Consider the following 18,438-nt stretch of genomic DNA (forward strand, 5'->3'; position numbering starts at 1 on the left):
GGTCAGGAGATGCCCCGGCTCCGGCAGAATTTTGCCACCCCCAGATGAAAGTACAGCGTTTGGACTATCACCGCGTCAAGCTGCGAACCTGAGGGGCCACCCTGACCTTCATACCTGCTCGATCGTCAGGAAGGGGTTCGAGGTCAGCTGCCGGTTCTGGTCTGACGAGCTCACGGCACGGGACGCAATACCCGTGCCGGGGAGTCAAGGGGAAGAAAGTTCCTGGGTCAGTCCGGAGCGGACGCGGTCATAATGGGTTCATGAGCCTGAGAATGCTGATAGTGCCCATCCCGCCATGACCGACCATCAGCGATCTCATCACAGGCCGCTGGACGTACTGTTCCTCAGCGGTGACATTGGGGGGAACCTCCCGCCAACTTTCGCGATCGCCGGAGAGCTCGCGCGTCGCGGCCATCACGTGACCATTGCCGGCGTGCGTGCCCGCCCCCAGCACTCCGCTCCCGCAGATGTGAAGATGGTGGAGTTGCCCGCCCTGGCACAGATGGACGTCTCCCTGCCTACAGGGAAGTTCGGCCATGCGCCTGCGCTGATGCGGATGGCGCTCGGGCGAAGAACTACCCGGGATGTGCGCTTCCTGCTCACCAGCCAACGTGCCGACATTATCGTTGTCGACGGCGTCATGCTCACTTCGCTGCGGGAAGCCCTCAACACGGGAACCCCCACTGCTGCGCTGTTCCATTCGCTCGGGAAATTCTGGGAGCACGGCATGGGCAACCCTGCCCTGAACGCGCTGCTCCGGCCGTTTGGGCTTGGCCCCCTGGCTCTCCTTGAGCGTTGCGCCGCGCGGCTCCTGCCCACCGACTGGGACATAGATCCAGCCGGGCAAGGAAGCTGCCGGATCGCGTTCGACTGGATCGGCACCACCGAGCAGGCAACTCCCCCCGCGCCACGCGCGCCCGGGAGCCCGCCGCTGGTCCTGGTCAGCCTCAGCACCGCCTGGCAGAAGAACCAGGACGACGTGTATCAGAGAATCATCACCGCCCTGGGCCAACTGGCAAATGGCAGATCAGCAGTGCGGGCAATAGTGACCACCGGCGGAGTGCCTCTACAAATCGATCAGATACTTCCAGCCAATGTCGAGCTCCGCGGGCGCATCCCCCACGAACAGATCATGCCTCACGCCGACCTCGTCATCGGCCACGGTGGACACTCGACGACCCTCAAAGCCCTCGCCCACGGCATCCCCCTGCTGGTGCTGCCCTTGAACACTTCATCCGACCAACCTTTGATCGGCCACACCATCGAACGCAACAGACTCGGCCGCGCCCTCCCCGCAAATTCGCCCCCTGAAACCATCGGCAAAACCATCAACGACATTCTCACCGACCACGCGATCATCGCTGCAACCGCACGCACCGGCGAACGCCTCCGTGCCCAAAACGGAGCGCGGAACGGAGCCGACCGCATCGAAATGATCGGGCACGGTCCCTGAAGTCAGCAGTAAGGGCTTGAACCCAAAGACGTCATCACGGAGACTGGCCACTGCCATTCATACGGGTTGCCACGAACACCCGCTCGCCCCCGCTGGCCCTCGACCTCGACGACCTCAGCACTGCAGAGTATCGAGCCCCGACGGGCATCATCCATCGGGCGTGGACGCCAGGCCGTCCAAGGCGCAAGATGAGGTGCATGACAACAACCGTCATGATCCTCGGCGCCGGCTTCGGAGGGTTGGAACTCGCGAGCACACTGTCGGAGCGCCTTGCCGGCGAGGTCGACGTCACCCTCTTTGACCAGCACGACGCCTTCGTGTTCGGCTTCTCCAAGCTGGAGGTCCTCTTCGGGCACCAGAACGCGGAACAAGTGCGGATCCCTTACCGCGAGATCAGCACCCCGGGTGTGGAATTCCGCCAGGAGCGGGTGCTCGCGATCGACCCGGGGTCGCGGCACGTCGTCACCGAGGCTGCGGTTTACGATCCCGACATCATCGTCGTCGCCCTCGGTGCCGACTACGATATCGCCGCGACACCCGGCTTCGCCGACGGAGGGTTCGAGTACTACACTGTCGCAGGCGCCGAGCGGCTGCGCGACGAACTGGCGGCGTTCCGCGGCGGCCGGGTGATGCTGGCCGTGCTCTCCATCCCGTTCAAGTGCCCGCCCGCGCCATACGAGGCGATCCTGCTGCTCCACGACCTGCTCGTCGCAGGCGGCATACGCGAGGGCAGCGACCTTCACGTGGTCAGTCCGCAGCCGTCGCCCATCCCCGTATCGCCCCAGACATCGGCCGCGCTGGAACGCGCGATGGCCGAGCGTGGGATCGCATACACGAAACGCCACCGAATCCACGGGATCGACCCCGACGCGCAGGTCGCGCAGTTCAAGGACCACGACGAGCCGTACGACTTGTTCATCGGCATCCCGACCCACAAGGTGCCCGACGTGCTCGTCGAGGCGGGCCTGACGCAGGATGGCTGGGTCGCGGTCGACCCCGTTACGCTGCAGACGCCGTACGCCGGGGTGTACGCGATCGGCGACTGCGCCGAGACCGGGATCCCAAAGGCCGGCACCTTCGCCGAGAGCGCGGCCCACGTCGTCGCGGACAGCATCGTTCGCAGCATCCGTGGCGCCGGCGGACTTGCATCCGGGGGCACCGGGCTCTGCTATCTGGAGTTCGGCCACGGCGACGTCGGTCGCGTCGACGTCGACTTCCACGCTGACGGCGGGCCGACCGCCCCGCTCCTGGGGCCGTCGCCGGCGTATGCCGCTGAGAAGGCGGACTTCGGCGCCGTGCGACGCGCCCGCTGGTTCGGGGCCTGACGCGCCTCGCACTTTCGGGCGACGGGCGTTCGGGTGTCGCAGGACCGGAGTGGCAGAGCCGGGGCGGCTAGCGTGGAGGCATGCTCGGCCCGCGTCGCACCCGCGCCCCGGGCGTGGTGCGGCGGCGGACACTCGGCGTGTTCCGGCTGTTACTCCCGGCCCTCGAGATTCGTCGCGATCGTCGGGAACCTCGAGTCCGTGGACGAATCCCCTCTTCCAGGAAATCGCTGCAGCCAAGAAAAAGCCCAGGATACCGATCGTGGAGCTACTCCGGCGCCACGGGCTGCTGGTGATCATCGCCGCCCTGGTCTTTGCAGGAAACAATGCTGCAGGGTATATGGCGACCGGGGGCTTTATTCCAAGCTACGCGTCCAGTCCCGCCGTCGGTCACGAACGCACTGACGTGCTCGTCGCTATCGCATACGGCTCCCCCGTCTGGCAGACAGTCCGCCTGGATCACTGCCTTAAGGTTCTCAAGACCAGCCCCGGCGCCCTTCCGGTTCACCTCTCTGGCCCGGGCGAGGGAGTCCGGTGGTTCACCAGCGCCCATGAGTCATTTTGGGCTGCATCCAGCACCACTCCGACCGGGGCTACATCCCGTCACGTGGCAGTGTTGTGTTGGACCAGCGGCGAGGGCTCGGGGCCTCAGATCGTTTTACAACCCCATAATGGCGGCTACGGTGGCGGTGGTTTTCAACCAGCTCAAGCAGTTGCTCTGCGCGGCTATGCAGCGCCATCACCACGTGCAGCATGCGACGGGGCCGGACGACCATCCATACGATGACAAGGGTAAGCGCGGACAGCAACACCATCGTCAGAAGCCCAAAAGCTCCCTCGGGCCACGCCAGCGAGGCCCCGGGCAGGCCGGCAGTGAACCTGGCGATCCACGCCACACCGGCACTGAAGGTGCCGGCAACCGCGATCAGCACAATAGCCGCCCAAGGGGCCAGGACCACGAGCGCTACCGCTGCCGTACCCAGCAGCGTTACCGGCGCCACCAATGGTGAGGCCAGGACGTTGGCCAGCAGCGAGTAGGTGGAGAACTGCGGCTGCAAAAGCACGATTGCCGGGCTGCACAGCAGCTGGGCTGACAGAGGCACCGCGACGGCGGCCGCCACCCATCGTGGAATGACCGCCGGCGTCCAGTCCACCATGCGCTGCCCGAGGACAATGATTCCCAGCGTAGCCAGCACCGATAGCAGGAACCCGAAGCTGGTTCCAAGGCTTGGATCAAACAGGAGGAGGCCGATGACCGCCAGGCAGAGGAAACTAAGGCCACGCCCGGAGCGACCGCCTGCCAAGGATGCGAGGGCGATTGAGCCCATCAGCGCGGCGCGCAGGACACTGGCATCAGGACCAACCATCACAACAAACAGGGCAAGCCCGGACAGGGCAAGAGCTGCAGCAGGCAGCCGCGGCAGCCGCAGGCTCCTGGCCGCCAACAGGAGGGCACCCAGCACAAGGCTGCAGTTGGCACCGCTGACGGCGGTCAGGTGAGTCATCCCCACGGTTTTCATGGCGGCATTCAGCCCCTCATCCAGGGCGCTGGTGTCTCCGGTGACCATGCCGGGCAGGAGTCCCCGGGCGTCGGCCGTGAGGAAGGAGGATGCCGAAACATAGCGGCTGCGCAGGTCCTTGGCGCCCTCCTGCCAGCCAAGACCCTCGGAGAGCTCCGCCGGAGCCGAAGACGCGGCCAGCACGCCGGCCTCGGGCTGGCCTGGGTCAGCGGGCTTCAGTTTGCCGGTGGTCCTGACGACCCGGCCGGGTACCAGGCTTCCCCAGGCGTTCCCGCCCATGGCAATAAGCTCCGCGCGGGTGCGGATCACTTGGCCGCCGGCGGTGATTTCAACAGTCATGACCGGGACGGCCCACCGGCCCGGCATCCCGGACGAGCCGCCCGAAACCAGGGCACGTGGGGAGCCTGACACTTCGAGGACGGCAACCGATGAGCTGCCGGCCGCGATGGCATCAGCAAGTGCTCCGTTGTGGCGTTGGGATGACGCGACGGCGGAATGAGCGGCCGCGGCGGCGCACAGGACCAAGGCGATTGAGGTGGTCAGTATGAAGCTCCGCGGGATGCCTTCCGACCGCCGGCGGCCGGCGAGGATCCGGACTGGCCAAGCTGCACCGCCGCCCTGATTAGGGCGGACTGCAGCCCTCCTCCGGGCAGCCGTCACGAACAGCAGTCCAGCCAGGGACACGAGCGTGCCGCACAGGATCATCAACGCCTCCGGTGACAGCCAGGCGCCAGCAAGGGCCGCACACCAGACCAGCAGCGCAGGAAGCCCAAGCCTTACATCCGTGCGGCGCCGGGGCGCCTCGGAGGCTGCCTCGGGGCGATCCCGGCCGCGTAGCTGTCCCTGTAAACGTTCATTTAGCACAGTAGGCACGGAACTAAGGGGCCGGCGTCGCCGGGAGGCCGCGGACTCCGCAGATTCCCGCCCCGGAGATTCCTCTGCTCCGGGAACCTCCCGGTCCCGCACCGCCGATTCAATGTACCGGCTCCACGGGCTCCGGCTAGCCACTGGACGTTCCTTCACTCACGCGCACCTAGACGCTCACAAGGGGAAGAAGCGTTTCGAGCATCTTGGGCCCCACGCCATCCACGGCATCGAGTTCCTCAACGGTTTTGAATGGTCCGTGCTCCTTTCGCCAGTCCACGATGCGCTGGGCCAGGACCGGTCCCACCTTGGGCAGCGCATCAAGCTCTTCGATACCGGCGGTGTTCAGGTTCGTTGTACCACCGGGGCCGCCTGCATCCCCGCCGGCGCCAGCGCCGCCTGCGGACGGTCCGGCGGCCGTGCCGGACGAATCGGAAGGCAGCGGTTCGCCCGGCAGTGGAACATAGACCTTCTGCCCGTCCACCAGAGGCGCAGCCAGGTTGAGCCGATCCAGGTCCGCGGCGGGGGTACTGCCACCAGCCGCCGCAAGCGCCTCGTGTACCCGGCTCCCGGAAGGCAACTGAACCACCCCTGGGCTGGCGACGGCCCCTGCGACATGGACAATGAGGATCCCGGCCGAAGGATCCCCATCGCCTGGACCGGCAGGCACATCGCCCTCGGGCGGCTCATCCGTCACCCCACCGGGCGTGGCCGATGGACTCCCGGTAGCACTGACGTCACTGAGCGGAATCACGTGTGGCTGTCCCTGGGAGACCTGCCACCAGAACCAGGCGCCGGCAAGTAGTGCGGCCATGCAGATGAGCACGGCCACGCGGACTCCAAGCCGCCACCTGAGGGCGGGACCCGTCCTGGCCGCGCCCCCTATCCCGGCAGGGCCCATCCCGGCCACGCTTCCTGCCCCTGAATCCATCGTCGGATGGCGCCCGGAGCCGGCGCCATGGACTCCGGTTTCCTGTGCAGGAACGTCCGTGCCGCCGTCGTACTCAAAGATTTCCTGGCCGTCGTCTGTCAGGAGCAGCCCGTGGGGCCGGCTGCCCAGGGTGGATTGCAGCCGGTCCCTGGCGTGGCGTGCCCCCTGACTCGCTGCTGCTCCAGCATCCCGGCGTGACATAGGCCCCACGCTAGGGAATCCCACGCGCCGGCAACAGGCCAGGCTGAAGCTATGTGGAAAGCGGACCCTGTCCCGGCCGCGCGGAAGAAGCCGGCACACTCCCCTGCCGTGAGTTCTAGATTCCAAGGATGGTTACAGCGAGGTTTACTGGCCGGCTGGTGAACGGTGAGTGACTCGACTCTACGCTGATGAATGTGCTGCACCGTCCGGCCATGCGCCTCTGAAGATCGGGCTGCAGTGTCCTGTCTTGTTACAGACGATGTAGTGCTCTCGATGCTTTGCCAGGCAGCACGACCGGGCATGCAGCGACCGTGCCCGGGCTGACCCGCGCCAGGCCAGTGATGACAGATCCGCCGTAAAAGTGCCCCAGTAGAACCGGCGGCATCCGACATTCATCCACGACCTTTTGCACAACGGCTGTGTCTTCAGCGAGGAAGCCTCCGTGCAGATGCGGAACGAGGACAGCAACTCCGTGCCCGCGCAGGTTTTCCGTATTCGTCCTTCGGCTGCTGCCACGCAAAGAGTCTCGAGCCTGGTCCGAACGGCACGTAGCCGGCAACGCCTCAGGCGCCCGGCACACTCGGTCGGTGCCGACCGCGCCACTTCCTCCTGACGGCTGGCATGTCTCTACACCAGATTGATCGGCGTCTCCGGGTAGTAGGGCTGACCGGGGTGATCCTGTCGACAGACCCATAGTGTGTCGACAGTGAATGCCGACACACGTCCGAGCCGATCAACCGCTGCGCGGAGCTTGTCGAAGTCAATCGAGCGGCCTTGTTCCAGTGTCAGATGCGGAGTCCACCCGTCGAGCTCGAAGTAGCGTTCTGCATCCTCCGGAGCTGGGTTGATGCTCGTCAAGAGCGCGTCGTACAAATCGTAGATACGCGGGGAATCAACTTCAAGGTATGCGACCGAACCACCGAAGGACGCAAGTGATCCTAGCTGCACCTTCACTTCGCCGAAGTGCACCAGGGATTGCCGCAGCCGACCCATCCATTTAGGTTTGTCCTCCGCATTGAGGCCAGGCTGCGCTTTGACGGTGATGTGCGGGCCAACCATCAGGTAGTTGCCCACCTCACGCAGAGTGTCGCTGACGCGTGAAGGCGGAATCACCGCAATGAAGTGCTGCACCAGGCCGACTCTATCTATGCAGTCAAGCGAGAGGCAACCAACACTTTGGTGATTGCTTCAACTACGTCCAAGAACGGCTAAGAGCCTGGAAAAAGATCCTCACGACCGATTTGAAGATCAGTTACTTGTGGCCCTATCAGGTCCGTTCTGGCCGCACTAAACCCGCCCACCGGAAGCAGTCAGAAGGGCGCCGCTGGGCGCCGCGTATCCGTCGCGGCCGTCCCTGTCCGCCGGGCTAACGGCGGCAGGAGGGGCACCATTTTGAGGCGTTCAACCCCCTCGGCTAGGGTCACCTTATGGAGCCTCTCCGTCAATTCCCGGCTTATCGCTGTACGTGAAAGCGCTGGCCGAAACCAAGCTGCTGCTATCTGCCTCTAACCCACAAAGCCAGATCGAAGGAAATTCGTGAAGTTCGTCGTCATCTTTGGACCCCCTGCAGTTGGGAAAATGACAGTCGGTCACGAGCTTTCGAATATCACCGGCTTTAGACTTTTCCATAACCACATGACCATCGAACTGGTACTGAACTTCTTTGATTTCGGGGAGCCCCAATTCGAAGCTTTGGTGTCCGAGTTCCGCCAACGTGTGTTCGAAGAGGTTGCCATAAGCGATTTGCCAGGGCTTATTTTCACCTTCGTTTGGGCTGTGGAGGACGAATCTGACCGGGAGTTCGTGGAGCGGAGTTGCGACATCTTCAGAGACAAAGGTGCAGCCGTGTACTTCGTTGAGCTCCAGGCTGACTTGGAGGAGCGGCTGAGCCGGAACGAAACTGAATTCAGGTTGTTACACAAGGCGTCCAAGCGGGATATAGAGAGTTCCAGGAAGCGCTTGTTGGACGACGACGAGAAATTCAAGCTGAATTCTGACGGCGACGCTTTTATCAAAGATAACTACCTCAAAATTGATAACACGAACTTATCCGCAGCCGAAACTGCCCAGATAATTGCGGACGAATTCGCCTTCAGGCCGACTACCTGATGACGGCGCGCAAAAGTGCAAGGCTTTGCGGGGCAGCCAGAATTCCAAGACTGAACTTCGAATCTGGCGAGGGTCACAGGATCGGCAGCTGCACGTCCTCCGCTGCCAGATCGGGAGGGATACGCGGACAACGCCGACTGCTCATTCTGCTGTCCTACTGGAGACTGATCGTCGTCTCCAGGTATTACGGCTGACCTGGGCGATCCTGTCGACAGACCCACAGTGCGTCCATCCTGAATGTTGGTAGTAAGGAGCAGTTTCGCGCAAGAAGTGCTGCACGAAGCCGACTCTAGCTGCCTTCAGACAAGAAGCAACCGCCCCTTCGATCACCGAGTTCTGCATCAGCTTGGGAGTGGTGTCCCTGGGAGTCAGATGAACTTCACTACCCCGGCACACCAGTGGGAAATGGCAGCATCCAAGGCGCTCATATTCTCTTTGGGGGACGGGCTCGGCGTCCACCAGAGAAAGGCGGAAGCTTCCTCGTTTACCTTGAGATCCGGAAGGTAATTGAGCCGGATAGAGAAGACTGCAGCGTGCTCAAGTCGGTCGGGTCGCTTTAGGGCGAAGAGCGCCCGTCCTTGGAAGTCGAGGCAGGTGGCAGCGATACCGGTTTCTTCGTTTAGTTCGCGGGTCGCCGCCGCGCGGGGTGTCTCGTGAGGGTCAATCATTCCTCCCGGCAACTCCCATTCTTGCCGCCACCTATTGAAGATCATCAAGACTTTTCCTGCCTGCATCACTATGATCAGCGACAAGGGAAGAGTTATGTCGGGCAGAGGGTTGTTCAGCTCGCTCTCGTCGACGAGATCTATCGCGACTAGTTGGTTACCGGAGCGGTCCGTGACGGGCAGAGATTTCATCCTTTGGGTTCCTTCAATAGATATCAAGAACGATGCCATGGTCTGGGAAAAAATCCTCCTGAGGCAGTTGAGCAGCTGGAAAATCAGTTACTTGGGTCCCTGATGCCTTCTCTTGGTTGGATAAAGGATAACGATTTCTCTCGCCGCATCTTCGGGACACCACGCTTCCGTTAGCATTGGCGAAATGCGTTTAGTGATGTTAGGTGGGGCCCCTGGAGTTGGTAAGACCAGCGTAGCGAGAGCGCTCTTGAGGCTGATAGCGGGTGGTGGCCCGCTGGTTCAATGGATCGACGTCGATGCTTTGTGGCAGCACCAACCTTGGCGAGTCGATGACCGCACGAAACTGATGCTCCAGAGAAACCTCCAGGCCCTGCTGGCAAACGCGAGTGCGGCCGGCGTGGATGTTGTGATCGTGACCTGGGTCTACCAAAACGGAGAATTTCACAAACTGGTGGCAGGCCTGGCGCCAATGAAATCGGATACGGTGACGATCCAGCTCAGAGCGAGTGCCTCGGTTTGGCACGAACGGTTCACGCTTGATTCAGCCCGTCCAGCCATTGACGATTTCTTTGAGCATCGCTATCTTGCCGCTCAGTCGACGCCCGCAGATTACATCATTGAGACTGACGAGTTGAGCGAGAGTCAGATAGCTACAAAGATTTTCAGGCTGTTGAACTTCTGATAACCCATCCGCGGGAAGAGTCCCGGCGCATGGAACTGGGACACCGCAAGTGGCGCAGGAACCCAAGGAATCCCTACCGGGCGGTTACTTCCCCGGTTTGAGTGGACTCGGCCGGAGCTATATGAAATTCGACGACGTCTACGAACGCGTCGACCGGCATAGCCGGGTAGTGCCGACGAAGACCTTCGAGGTAGCCCTCCACCGTTCCACCGTCCGAAAGGCGGAGTCGTTCTGGAGTTAGGTCATTGATCCGATACCTCTGGATCTCAAGGATCTCTCCGCGCAGGGGTGGACACGTCACATCATCTTCGAAGTAAAAAATCGCAGGACCAACTGCAATCCGCTCGTCCCATCGGACAGACGAGGTTTTCCGGCCGCATACGACCGCGTCATAGTGGCTCCGGTTGAAGCGGAACACTCGCTCAGCTTGGGCATCTGGAAAGAAGTATGTGTCTGAAAGAAGCTTGGTAATGGGGCGCATCCGGGGGCCATCCACGCTTGGGACCGCGACGAGAATATCGGGGTGCAGATCGAGCATCACCTGCCGGCAGCGCCCACACGGTGAGATCAGACCACGTCCTCCGTCGCCGGCGGCTGCCATCGCGACCAATGGGCCAGCTTCAGCGGTTGCGGCTACGCCCAGGGCGCCGAGCTCGGCGCAGGGGCCGCCGGTGAAGTGATGACGTTCACAGCCGTGTGTATCCGGCCGTTGGTGTCCATGGCGGCGGCCGCCACGGTGTGGTTTGGGTTGCTACCGAGCGATCGAGCCAGCACCTCTGCTGCCTCAATGACCCGCCGTTCCATCTCCAGGGGTTCCATGGGTATCAGCATCCCAAGAGCCGCGAGTCTTAGAGCGTCGGACATCGATCCTCGACTGGACGCTACGGGCAGCAGCCTCCGCCGTCGTTAGAAGAACTGGTCCAGGAGCTGGCAGACGGCGACGCTGTTCCTTTCAGCCTGCTCTATCCCGTAATGGGTGAGGTAACGGTCAGCGTGATGAACATTGAACTAGGGTTCTGGCCACTGGCGATACTCCTGGTGGCCCGGGCGAGTCTGCGTAACGGTCCGCGCAACCCCAGGCGGTGAACGTCAATGAGCCCGGTGATGACAAGAGCGTCAGGGTGGAGCAGGACGTTCAGCAGGCAGAGGGTCGCTGTGGCAAACGCCGAGATCTCCGAATGGAACAACCCGGCACTGCCGTGGTGACTAGCCACGCCCAGTCGTAGGTCACCCCTGGGCTGCATCTACCCTAATCGATCGGCGTTGGGGTGCCAGGATCGTTGAACAGGAATGCTTGGTAGTCGGCGCGAGACTGAAGAATACAAAAGAGGTTGCCGCCGGGGTCGGCCATGACGACCCATCCTTCGTCGCCGGTTTGCCCGATGTCCGCATGCACGGCCCCGAGCTTGAGGGCTTGGCCCACACAGGCCGATTGATCTTCCGGCCGCAGATCCAAATGGATGGCCCCTTGTTCGATCGGTGTGTCCGACGGCTGGATGAGCAGTGCGGGCCCATCGTCTCCAACGAGCTTCACAGAGGTGCTGTGGTTGGGCGCGATTCGATAGTCGAGCATTTCATGCCAAAACCGAGCGACTTCTCCGGCGTTGTTGGTTTTCATTGTGACAGTGGCGATCCTCGCGACAAACATGAGCCAAATCTTCCGTTGCGTTCCCCTGCGCCAGCTGCCCCGGAACAGTGAGAGTCGACGCCCTGGCGCCGTATCCCCTTGAAGGAACCTTATGCCGGTTTCGTGTAGACCAAGGAGTAGCGCCAAAAAAGCCGGTGACGAATCCTCCCGCCAGGCAGCTGCAACTTAACTGATCTGCGAATCTCGGAAAACGTTTCTCGTGGCATTGCTGTTGGGGCCGTCATTTCAACTGGTGGATGGTGCGAGCCATCGCATGCTCCGGTTCAATGCCTGTGACGTGTCTAAAGCGGGTTCGAAGTCTCCCGACGAGGTTTCCCGAACCGCAACCTATATCGAGTGCGCTATGCCGGGCACCCTGCGCTGCCTGCCTCAGAACCCACGGTGAATAGAAATCGTTGTGGCTCCAAGGGTGGCGCCTGTTGATCCCTTCAATCTGTTCGAGCAGTCGCATGCGACCAACCGTAACGGAGCTGTGTCTTGCAGCGGTAAGCGGCGGAGTTTTACGGCCTGAGTGTCATTCGGTCCGGGCGGGCGACCTGGTCGAGCACCTCAACCAGCCTAGGCCGTGTGTTGTCGCCACCCCCGTGCGCGTCAGCCTCAATGACCTCAAGCGTTGACACGGCAGTTCCTGGCGACTTCGTAGGCTCTATGCAGAGGTGATTCTATGTCCAGCCGTCCCCTCAGGAAGTACGACGCAATGTGGTGGTCTTCCCAGGCGCACCAGGCAAAGGGGACAGGCTACGGCCCAGCATCGGCCCTCCTCGGACGAGGATGGGCTTACGGGACCGTCTTTTGATACCCGCAACCCATTTCATGCTCAGAGATAGACGTTAGTGTCTGATGTCATGGAACTTCGCCGCCTCTCACTTCACGACGTGCATGAGGCAACGCGAGCTCATGAAGAACTCGCACGTGAAGGCTTTGAGTTCCTCCATGGCTATCAGCCGGACATCGACTGGTTGGATTTTCTCGACAGAACGGAACGTCTTCGTCAAGGCATCGGTTTGTCCGAGGCCTGGGTTCCGGAGACGTTTTTGGTTGCGGAAGTAGGAGGCCGGATAGTGGGTCGGGTCTCGATACGCCATCACCTCAATCCGTCACTGCACTTGGCGGGAGGTCATATCGGATATTCAGTCCGCCCAAGATTCCGGAGGAACGGTTTTGCAGGCCAAATTCTGGAGCTTGCACTGGTGGAAGCACGGAACCTTGGGATCCGCGAGGCACTGCTCACCTGCGACGCCGGCAACGTTGCATCCCGGCGGGTGATCGAAAACCACGGGGGCGTTCCGGATGCCCTCAACAGTCTGGACACACTAACAACGTTCAAATTGAGGTATTGGATAACCACCTGAACCGCAAGGGATGGAGTTTTGCAACCTCTGTCGCTGCTGAAATCAGCGGTATGGGACGTGCTGGAAAGCAGCCCTACGTGGAAAGCCCGGGCAGATTTTCAGGTGGGGCCAGCGGACCTGTCTCCCCTACGATCACCGCAAGGACCCCTAGCCCCGCGTGCGCCGCGAGAACCGCCGGCAGTGAACTGATCTGCGCGGGCGGGATGTTAGGCAGCGCAGCCGCCAGCCTGGCAGCCAACCCTTCCGCTTCCGCCGGATTGCCGAAGTGATGGACGGCGAGGCGCACCTGACCGTCGGGTCGGGACGCAGCATCGGCCGCTGCTATCTCCTCCAGCCGGGCGACGGCCCTGGCCGCTGAGCGGACTTTTTCCAGCGGCACGATTTTTCCGTCGTCGACCGCGAGGATGGGCTTGATGGCAAGCATGGTTCCCAGGAGGGACGCCGCCGCCCCGATTCTTCCGCCGCGACGCAGCTGCTCAAGGCTGGGGACATAGAAGTAGACCTTGGTCCGTGCCAGCTGCTCCTCCGCCACCGCCCTGACGGCTGAAGCGTCCTGCCCCTCGGCCGCGGCGAGCACTGCGGCCTGCACGCCCATGCCCTGGGCCATCCCCACGGTGCCGGAATCAATCACCTCCACGGGGATGCCAACCCTGCCCGCCGCCAGCCGGGCCGCATCCGCAGTCCCCGACAACCCGCCGGAGATGTGGAGTGAGACCACAGCCTGGTAACCCCGGCGTTCAGCGGCGAGGAACGCCTGCTCAAATTGCCCGGGAGACGGGCGCGAGGTCTTGACCGACTTGCCTGTAGCCAGTGCCAGCGAGATGGTTTCGGTGATGTCGCCCTCGCCCTCACCGTAGATTTCCTCGCCCACCATCACGGGCATGGGGATCACGGTGAGCCGCCCGTCGCCCGAGAAGGACGCTACCCACTCTGCGGGAAGCGCCGCTGCTGAATCGGTGACCACAGCAGTACCGCCGCCGGGGGACGGCGCGGCGGCCGTCTCCGGCCGGGGTACGGGACGAAGGGCCCCCAGCCGGGCGCGGAGCCAGGTCCAGGCGGCGGCATCATGGTCTGGCAAGGGTGCCTCCTGGAGTCATGGCCGGCCGCCGGACGGATCCGGCGGCCGGGACCGGCTAGGCCGGGACGATGTTCACCAGTTTAGGGGCGCGGACGATCACGGTGCGGATGCCGCGGCCGTCAAGCGCCCGCTGGACGTTCTCCGAGCCCAGCGCAAGCTCGCGCAGCCGCTCCTCAGTGATGTCCGGGGACACCTCCAGGCGGTCCCTGACTTTCCCCTGCACCTGGACGACGGCGGTGACCGTGTCCTGTACCAGCAGCGATACGTCGTGGGCAGGCCAGCCTGCGTTCGCCACCGAGGCCGGATGGCCCAGGGCGTTCCACATGTCCTCTGCCGTGTACGGTGCGAAGAGGCTCAGGATAACCGCCACTGCTTCAGCGGCCTCGCGAACGGCAGGATCGGCTGCCCCGGCACCGGAATCGATCGCCTTCCGGGTGGCGTTCACCAGCTCCATCAGCTTGGCCACCACAACGTTGAACTTGTTGTTGTCCAGCAGATCGGCTGCATCGGCAATGCTGCGGTGCGTCACGGACCTCAGGGCACGGTCACCGGCAGTAACATCCACGCCCGGAACACTGGCCACGTCCTGCGCCAGGCGCCACGCGCGGGCCAGGAACTTTGCAGAACCCGACGGCGAAACGTCAGCCCAGTCCACGTCGTCCTCGGGCGGGGAAGCGAAGATCATGGTCAGGCGCACGGCGTCCACGCCGTACTTGTCCAGCTGCTCGCCGAGGTCCACGCCGTTCCCCAGGGACTTGCTCATGGCCTTGCCGCCGTTGAGGACCTGCCCTTGGTTGAGCAGCGCACTGAACGGCTCATCGGCGTCGATCATGCCGAGGTCATGGATCACTTTGGTGAAGAACCGTGCGTAGAGCAGGTGCAGGATGGCGTGCTCCACGCCGCCCACGTACTGCCCCACCGGCATCCAGTCATTGATCTTCTCGGGATCAAAGGGCCCTTCGGTGTAGTCCGGGGACACAAAACGCAGGAAGTACCAGGAAGAGTCAACGAACGTGTCCATGGTGTCCGTGTCCCGCTTTGCCGGACCCTGGCAATTGGGGCATTCCACGTTGACCCAGGCTTCGGCCGCCGCCAGAGGAGAGGTGCCCTTTGGGGAAAGGTCCTCGCCGCGCAGGTTGTCAGGCAGCGTAACGGGCAGCTGGTCGTCCGGCACCGGGACTTCCCCGCACTCGGCGCAGTGGATGATGGGGATGGGCGTGCCCCAGAACCGCTGGCGGCTGAGCAGCCAGTCGCGCAGGCGGAAGTTGACGAACTTTTCGCCCGTTCCCTGCTTTTCCAGGATGCCAATGGCGGGGGGGATGGCCTCGGCCTTGGGCAGCCCGTCCAGGGCGCCGGAATTGATCAGGGTGCCTTCGCCTGCCGTCGCCTTGCCGGAAACAGCGGGGTCCTCCTCCCCGGTGTCCAGGACAGTCCTGACCGGAAGGCCGAATGTCCTGGCGAAGTCGAGGTCGCGCTGGTCATGGGCCGGGACTGCCATGATGGCACCCGTGCCGTAATCGGCCAGGACGTAGTCGGCAGCCCAGACCTGCAGCTTCTCGCCGTTGAGCGGGTTGATGGCATAGCGGCCGGTGAAGACGCCCGTCTTCTCCCGCTCCGTGGACTGGCGTTCAATCTCGGTGAGGGCCTTGACCTGCTCGCGGTACGCATCCAGGGCGGCGGAGTGCTCCTCCGTGACCAGTTCGACGGCGAGCGGGGCGTCGGCGGCAACCACAAAGAAGGTGGCACCATACAGGGTGTCCGGGCGGGTAGTGAAGACGGTGACATCCTTGGCGGGCTTGCCGCCGTCGGCCTCGATGACAAAGTTGACGTGCGCGCCTTCGGACCTGCCTATCCAGTTTTTCTGCATGGCCAGCACACGCTCGGGCCAGTGGCCGCGGAGCTCGTCCATGTCATCCAGGAGCCGGTCGGCATAGTCGGTGATCTTGAAGTACCACTGGTTCAGGGACTTCTTGGTGACGGGCGTTCCACAGCGTTCGCAGGCACCGTTGACCACCTGTTCGTTGGCCAGCACGGTCTGGTCCTTCGGGCACCAGTTAACCGGCGAATCCTTGCGGTAGGCCAGACCGCGCTCGTAAAAACGCTTGAACAGCCACTGCGTCCAGCGGTAGTACCCGGGATCGGAGGTGTGCAGCCGCCGGGACCAGTCAGCGGAGATGGCGTACCGCTTGAAGGACGCCGCCTGCGTTTCAATGTTGGCATAGGTCCATTCGCTGGGGTGCGCATTGCGCTTGATGGCCGCATTCTCGGCCGGGAGGCCGAAGGAGTCCCAGCCGATGGGGTGCAGCACGTCATAACCCTGCTGGCGCAGGTAGCGGGCCACAACATCACCCATGGCAAACGCCTCGGCGTGGCCCATGTGAAGGTCACCTGAGGGGTACGGGAACATGTCCAGCACATAGCGGCGCTCCCGTGAACCGTCGTCGACGGGCGTGAAGACCTTGAGGTCCTCCCACACCTGCGGCCATTTGGCCTCCATGGCGGCAAAGCTGTAGGCACCCTCGTCGGGTCCCTCCGCCGCCACTGCTGCTGTTCCGGTCTCTGTTTCCGGCTGAACGCCCACTGCTGCCCTCTTCTGTTCTGTCACGGCATCGGTGCTGCCATAACTGTCTGATCCTCCTGCCGCCGGCCCGGAACAGGCCCGGACACACAAAAGCCCCTCTCCATGGAGGGGCTGCCGCGCGGCAATCCGTTTCTGTCCGGACGCCGGGCGGCTAGCTAAGCAGAAGGATCGCACGCATACAACTACTTTAGCGCACGCAGGACACCGGATGAGGGCACGCCCGCGGCGCCGGGCAGGTGCGACTTCCGTCAAAAAGACACCAGCTACTTCACGTCCTCATCCACCCAGTCCATTGACTTGGTGACTGCCTTCTTCCACAGCCGCAGCTGGCGGTCAGCCTCAGCCTGGTCCAGCTGGGGTTTCCAGCGTTTGTCCTCGGACCAGTTTGCCGAGAGTTCGCCCAGGTCCTTCCAGAAGCCGACGGCGAGGCCCGCGGCGTAGGCTGCCCCCAGGGCGGTGGTCTCCACCACCTTCGGCCGGATGACCGGGACTCCAAGGATGTCCGCCTGGAACTGCATCAGGGCATCGTTGGCGACCATGCCGCCGTCGACCTTCAACTCGGTCAGTGGAACGCCGGAGTCTGCGTTGACGGCATCCAGTACCTCGCGGGTCTGGAACGCCGTGGCCTCCAGCGCGGCCCGGGCAATGTGGTTCCTGTTGACGAACCGGGTCAGGCCCACGATGGCACCACGGGCATCGGAGCGCCAGTACGGGGCAAAGAGTCCGGAGAACGCCGGAACAATGTACACGCCGCCGTTGTCCTTGACGGAGGCCGCCAGGGTTTCCACTTCCGGCGCGCTGCTGATCAGGCCCAGGTTGTCGCGCAGCCACTGGATGAGTGACCCCGTGACGGCGATGGAGCCTTCCAGGGCGTAGTGCGGGGCGGCGTCGCCGAGCTTGTAGCCCACCGTGGTCAGCAGGCCATTTTTTGAGTGGACGATGTCCTCGCCCGTGTTGAAGATCAGGAAGCAGCCGGTGCCATAGGTGTTCTTCGCTTCGCCGGCCTGGAACGCAGCCTGGCCAAACGTGGCAGCCTGCTGGTCGCCGAGGATGCCCGCCACGGGAACCTCACGCAGCAACTGCGAAGTGTGGACTTTCCCGTACACCTCCGAAGAGGACTTGATGGCCGGCATCATGCTCAGCGGAACGCCGAAGATCTCGAGGATTTCCTCGTCCCAGGTGAGTGTTTCGAGGTCCATAAAGAGCGTGCGGGAGGCGTTGGTGACGTCAGTGACGTGGACGCCGCCGTCCACTCCGCCAGTCAGGTTCCACAGGACCCAGGCGTCGGTGTTGCCGAAGACCAGGCTACCGGCCTCGGCCCTGGCCCGGGCGCCTTCGACGTTGTCCAGGATCCATTTGATCTTTGTCCCGGAAAAGTAGGTGGCAAGCGGAAGGCCCACCTTCTGCTTGAACCGCTCCGGCCCGCCGTCCCTGGCCAGCTCGTTCACGATGTCCTGCGTGCGCGTGTCCTGCCAGACGATGGCGTTGTAGACAGCCTCACCGGTGGTTTTGTCCCACACCACGGCAGTCTCGCGCTGGTTGGTGATCCCGATGGCCGCGATGTCGTGCCGCGTCAGGTTCGCCTTGGACAGCGCGGAGCCGATGACCTCGCGGGTGTTGTTCCAGATCTCGGCCGGATTGTGTTCAACCCATCCCGCCTGGGGGAGAATCTGTTCGTGCTCCATCTGGCCGGAGGAGACGATGTTACCGCTGTGGTCAAAGATGATGGCGCGGGAGCTGGTGGTGCCCTGGTCGATGGCGATTACGTACTGGTTCATGATGACGTCCTTGTCTTAGTGACGGCTGTTGATCGGCTCCCGTCCTTGCAATGATCGCATCG

General features: G+C 63.1%; 16 protein-coding genes. 5 read left to right on the forward strand and 11 right to left on the reverse strand.

Annotated elements, in window-relative coordinates:
- Positions 1-295: 295 nt before the first annotated feature.
- Both M1E17_RS13280 and M1E17_RS13285 read left to right on the forward strand, forming a co-directional pair.
- Positions 296-1,453, forward strand: coding sequence for a glycosyltransferase (locus M1E17_RS13280; protein WP_457962498.1), 1,158 nt, complete (start codon positions 296-298; stop codon positions 1,451-1,453).
- A 197-nt stretch (positions 1,454-1,650) separates the two neighbouring features.
- Entirely contained in the window at positions 1,651-2,778 is a 1,128-nt protein-coding gene (locus M1E17_RS13285) for an NAD(P)/FAD-dependent oxidoreductase (RefSeq protein WP_457962500.1), read from the forward strand.
- A gap of 590 nt (positions 2,779-3,368) precedes the next feature.
- Here the strand turns inward: M1E17_RS13285 and M1E17_RS13290 are convergent.
- The 3 genes from M1E17_RS13290 to M1E17_RS13300 all read right to left on the reverse strand — a co-directional run bounded on the left by M1E17_RS13290 (position 3,369) and on the right by M1E17_RS13300 (position 7,422).
- The gene (locus M1E17_RS13290) at positions 3,369-5,303 is read right to left on the reverse strand and encodes a ComEC/Rec2 family competence protein (RefSeq protein WP_457962502.1); all 1,935 of its coding nucleotides are present in this window, start codon (positions 5,301-5,303) and stop codon (positions 3,369-3,371) included.
- A gap of 25 nt (positions 5,304-5,328) precedes the next feature.
- Complete coding sequence (locus tag M1E17_RS13295) at positions 5,329-6,291, reverse strand: helix-hairpin-helix domain-containing protein (RefSeq protein ID WP_457962503.1); 963 nt, start codon at positions 6,289-6,291, stop codon at positions 5,329-5,331.
- Between the two features lie 627 nt (positions 6,292-6,918).
- Entirely contained in the window at positions 6,919-7,422 is a 504-nt protein-coding gene (locus M1E17_RS13300) for a 2'-5' RNA ligase family protein (RefSeq protein ID WP_457962504.1), read from the reverse strand.
- Between the two features lie 405 nt (positions 7,423-7,827).
- Here M1E17_RS13300 and M1E17_RS13305 point away from each other — a divergent pair, with 405 nt between their 5' ends.
- A complete protein-coding gene (locus tag M1E17_RS13305) occupies positions 7,828-8,400 on the forward strand; it encodes an AAA family ATPase (RefSeq protein ID WP_457962505.1) in 573 nt (190 codons plus the stop codon).
- A 368-nt stretch (positions 8,401-8,768) separates the two neighbouring features.
- On the opposite strand, the gene M1E17_RS13310 is transcribed toward M1E17_RS13305, so the two are convergent.
- Entirely contained in the window at positions 8,769-9,257 is a 489-nt protein-coding gene (locus M1E17_RS13310) for an NUDIX hydrolase (protein ID WP_457962506.1), read from the reverse strand.
- Positions 9,258-9,441: 184 nt separating this feature from the next.
- Here M1E17_RS13310 and M1E17_RS13315 point away from each other — a divergent pair, with 184 nt between their 5' ends.
- Positions 9,442-9,939, forward strand: a complete 498-nt coding sequence (locus tag M1E17_RS13315; protein WP_457962507.1) for a hypothetical protein — start codon at positions 9,442-9,444, stop codon at positions 9,937-9,939.
- Positions 9,940-10,012: 73 nt separating this feature from the next.
- Here the strand turns inward: M1E17_RS13315 and M1E17_RS13320 are convergent, their stop codons facing one another.
- The 4 genes from M1E17_RS13320 to M1E17_RS13335 all read right to left on the reverse strand — a co-directional run bounded on the left by M1E17_RS13320 (position 10,013) and on the right by M1E17_RS13335 (position 12,038).
- Positions 10,013-10,480 carry a hypothetical protein gene (locus M1E17_RS13320; protein WP_457962508.1) on the reverse strand — a complete coding sequence of 156 codons (468 nt, stop codon included), beginning with the start codon at positions 10,478-10,480 and terminating at the stop codon, positions 10,013-10,015.
- A gap of 92 nt (positions 10,481-10,572) precedes the next feature.
- Complete coding sequence (locus M1E17_RS13325) at positions 10,573-10,758, reverse strand: hypothetical protein (RefSeq protein ID WP_457962509.1); 186 nt, start codon at positions 10,756-10,758, stop codon at positions 10,573-10,575.
- A gap of 430 nt (positions 10,759-11,188) precedes the next feature.
- Positions 11,189-11,557 (reverse strand): VOC family protein, encoded by a 369-nt coding sequence (locus M1E17_RS13330; protein ID WP_457962510.1) that lies wholly within the window; start codon positions 11,555-11,557, stop codon positions 11,189-11,191.
- Between the two features lie 250 nt (positions 11,558-11,807).
- A complete protein-coding gene (locus M1E17_RS13335) occupies positions 11,808-12,038 on the reverse strand; it encodes a methyltransferase domain-containing protein (protein WP_457962511.1) in 231 nt (76 codons plus the stop codon).
- A gap of 394 nt (positions 12,039-12,432) precedes the next feature.
- On the opposite strand from M1E17_RS13335, the gene M1E17_RS13340 reads away from it, so the two are divergent.
- On the forward strand, positions 12,433-12,939 hold the full coding sequence (locus tag M1E17_RS13340; protein WP_457962512.1) for a GNAT family N-acetyltransferase: 507 nt from the start codon (positions 12,433-12,435) through the stop codon (positions 12,937-12,939).
- Positions 12,940-13,012: 73 nt separating this feature from the next.
- On the opposite strand, the gene M1E17_RS13345 is transcribed toward M1E17_RS13340, so the two are convergent.
- From M1E17_RS13345 to glpK, 3 genes are all read right to left on the reverse strand, one after another.
- Entirely contained in the window at positions 13,013-14,017 is a 1,005-nt protein-coding gene (locus tag M1E17_RS13345) for a DegV family protein (RefSeq protein ID WP_457962513.1), read from the reverse strand.
- Positions 14,018-14,072: 55 nt separating this feature from the next.
- Positions 14,073-16,598, reverse strand: coding sequence for a leucine--tRNA ligase (gene leuS / locus M1E17_RS13350; RefSeq protein ID WP_457967745.1), 2,526 nt, complete (start codon positions 16,596-16,598; stop codon positions 14,073-14,075).
- Between the two features lie 263 nt (positions 16,599-16,861).
- A complete protein-coding gene (gene glpK / locus M1E17_RS13355) occupies positions 16,862-18,376 on the reverse strand; it encodes a glycerol kinase GlpK (protein WP_457962514.1) in 1,515 nt (504 codons plus the stop codon).
- Positions 18,377-18,438: the final 62 nt, after the last annotated feature.

Source organism: Arthrobacter sp. D1-29, from assembly GCF_054130585.1.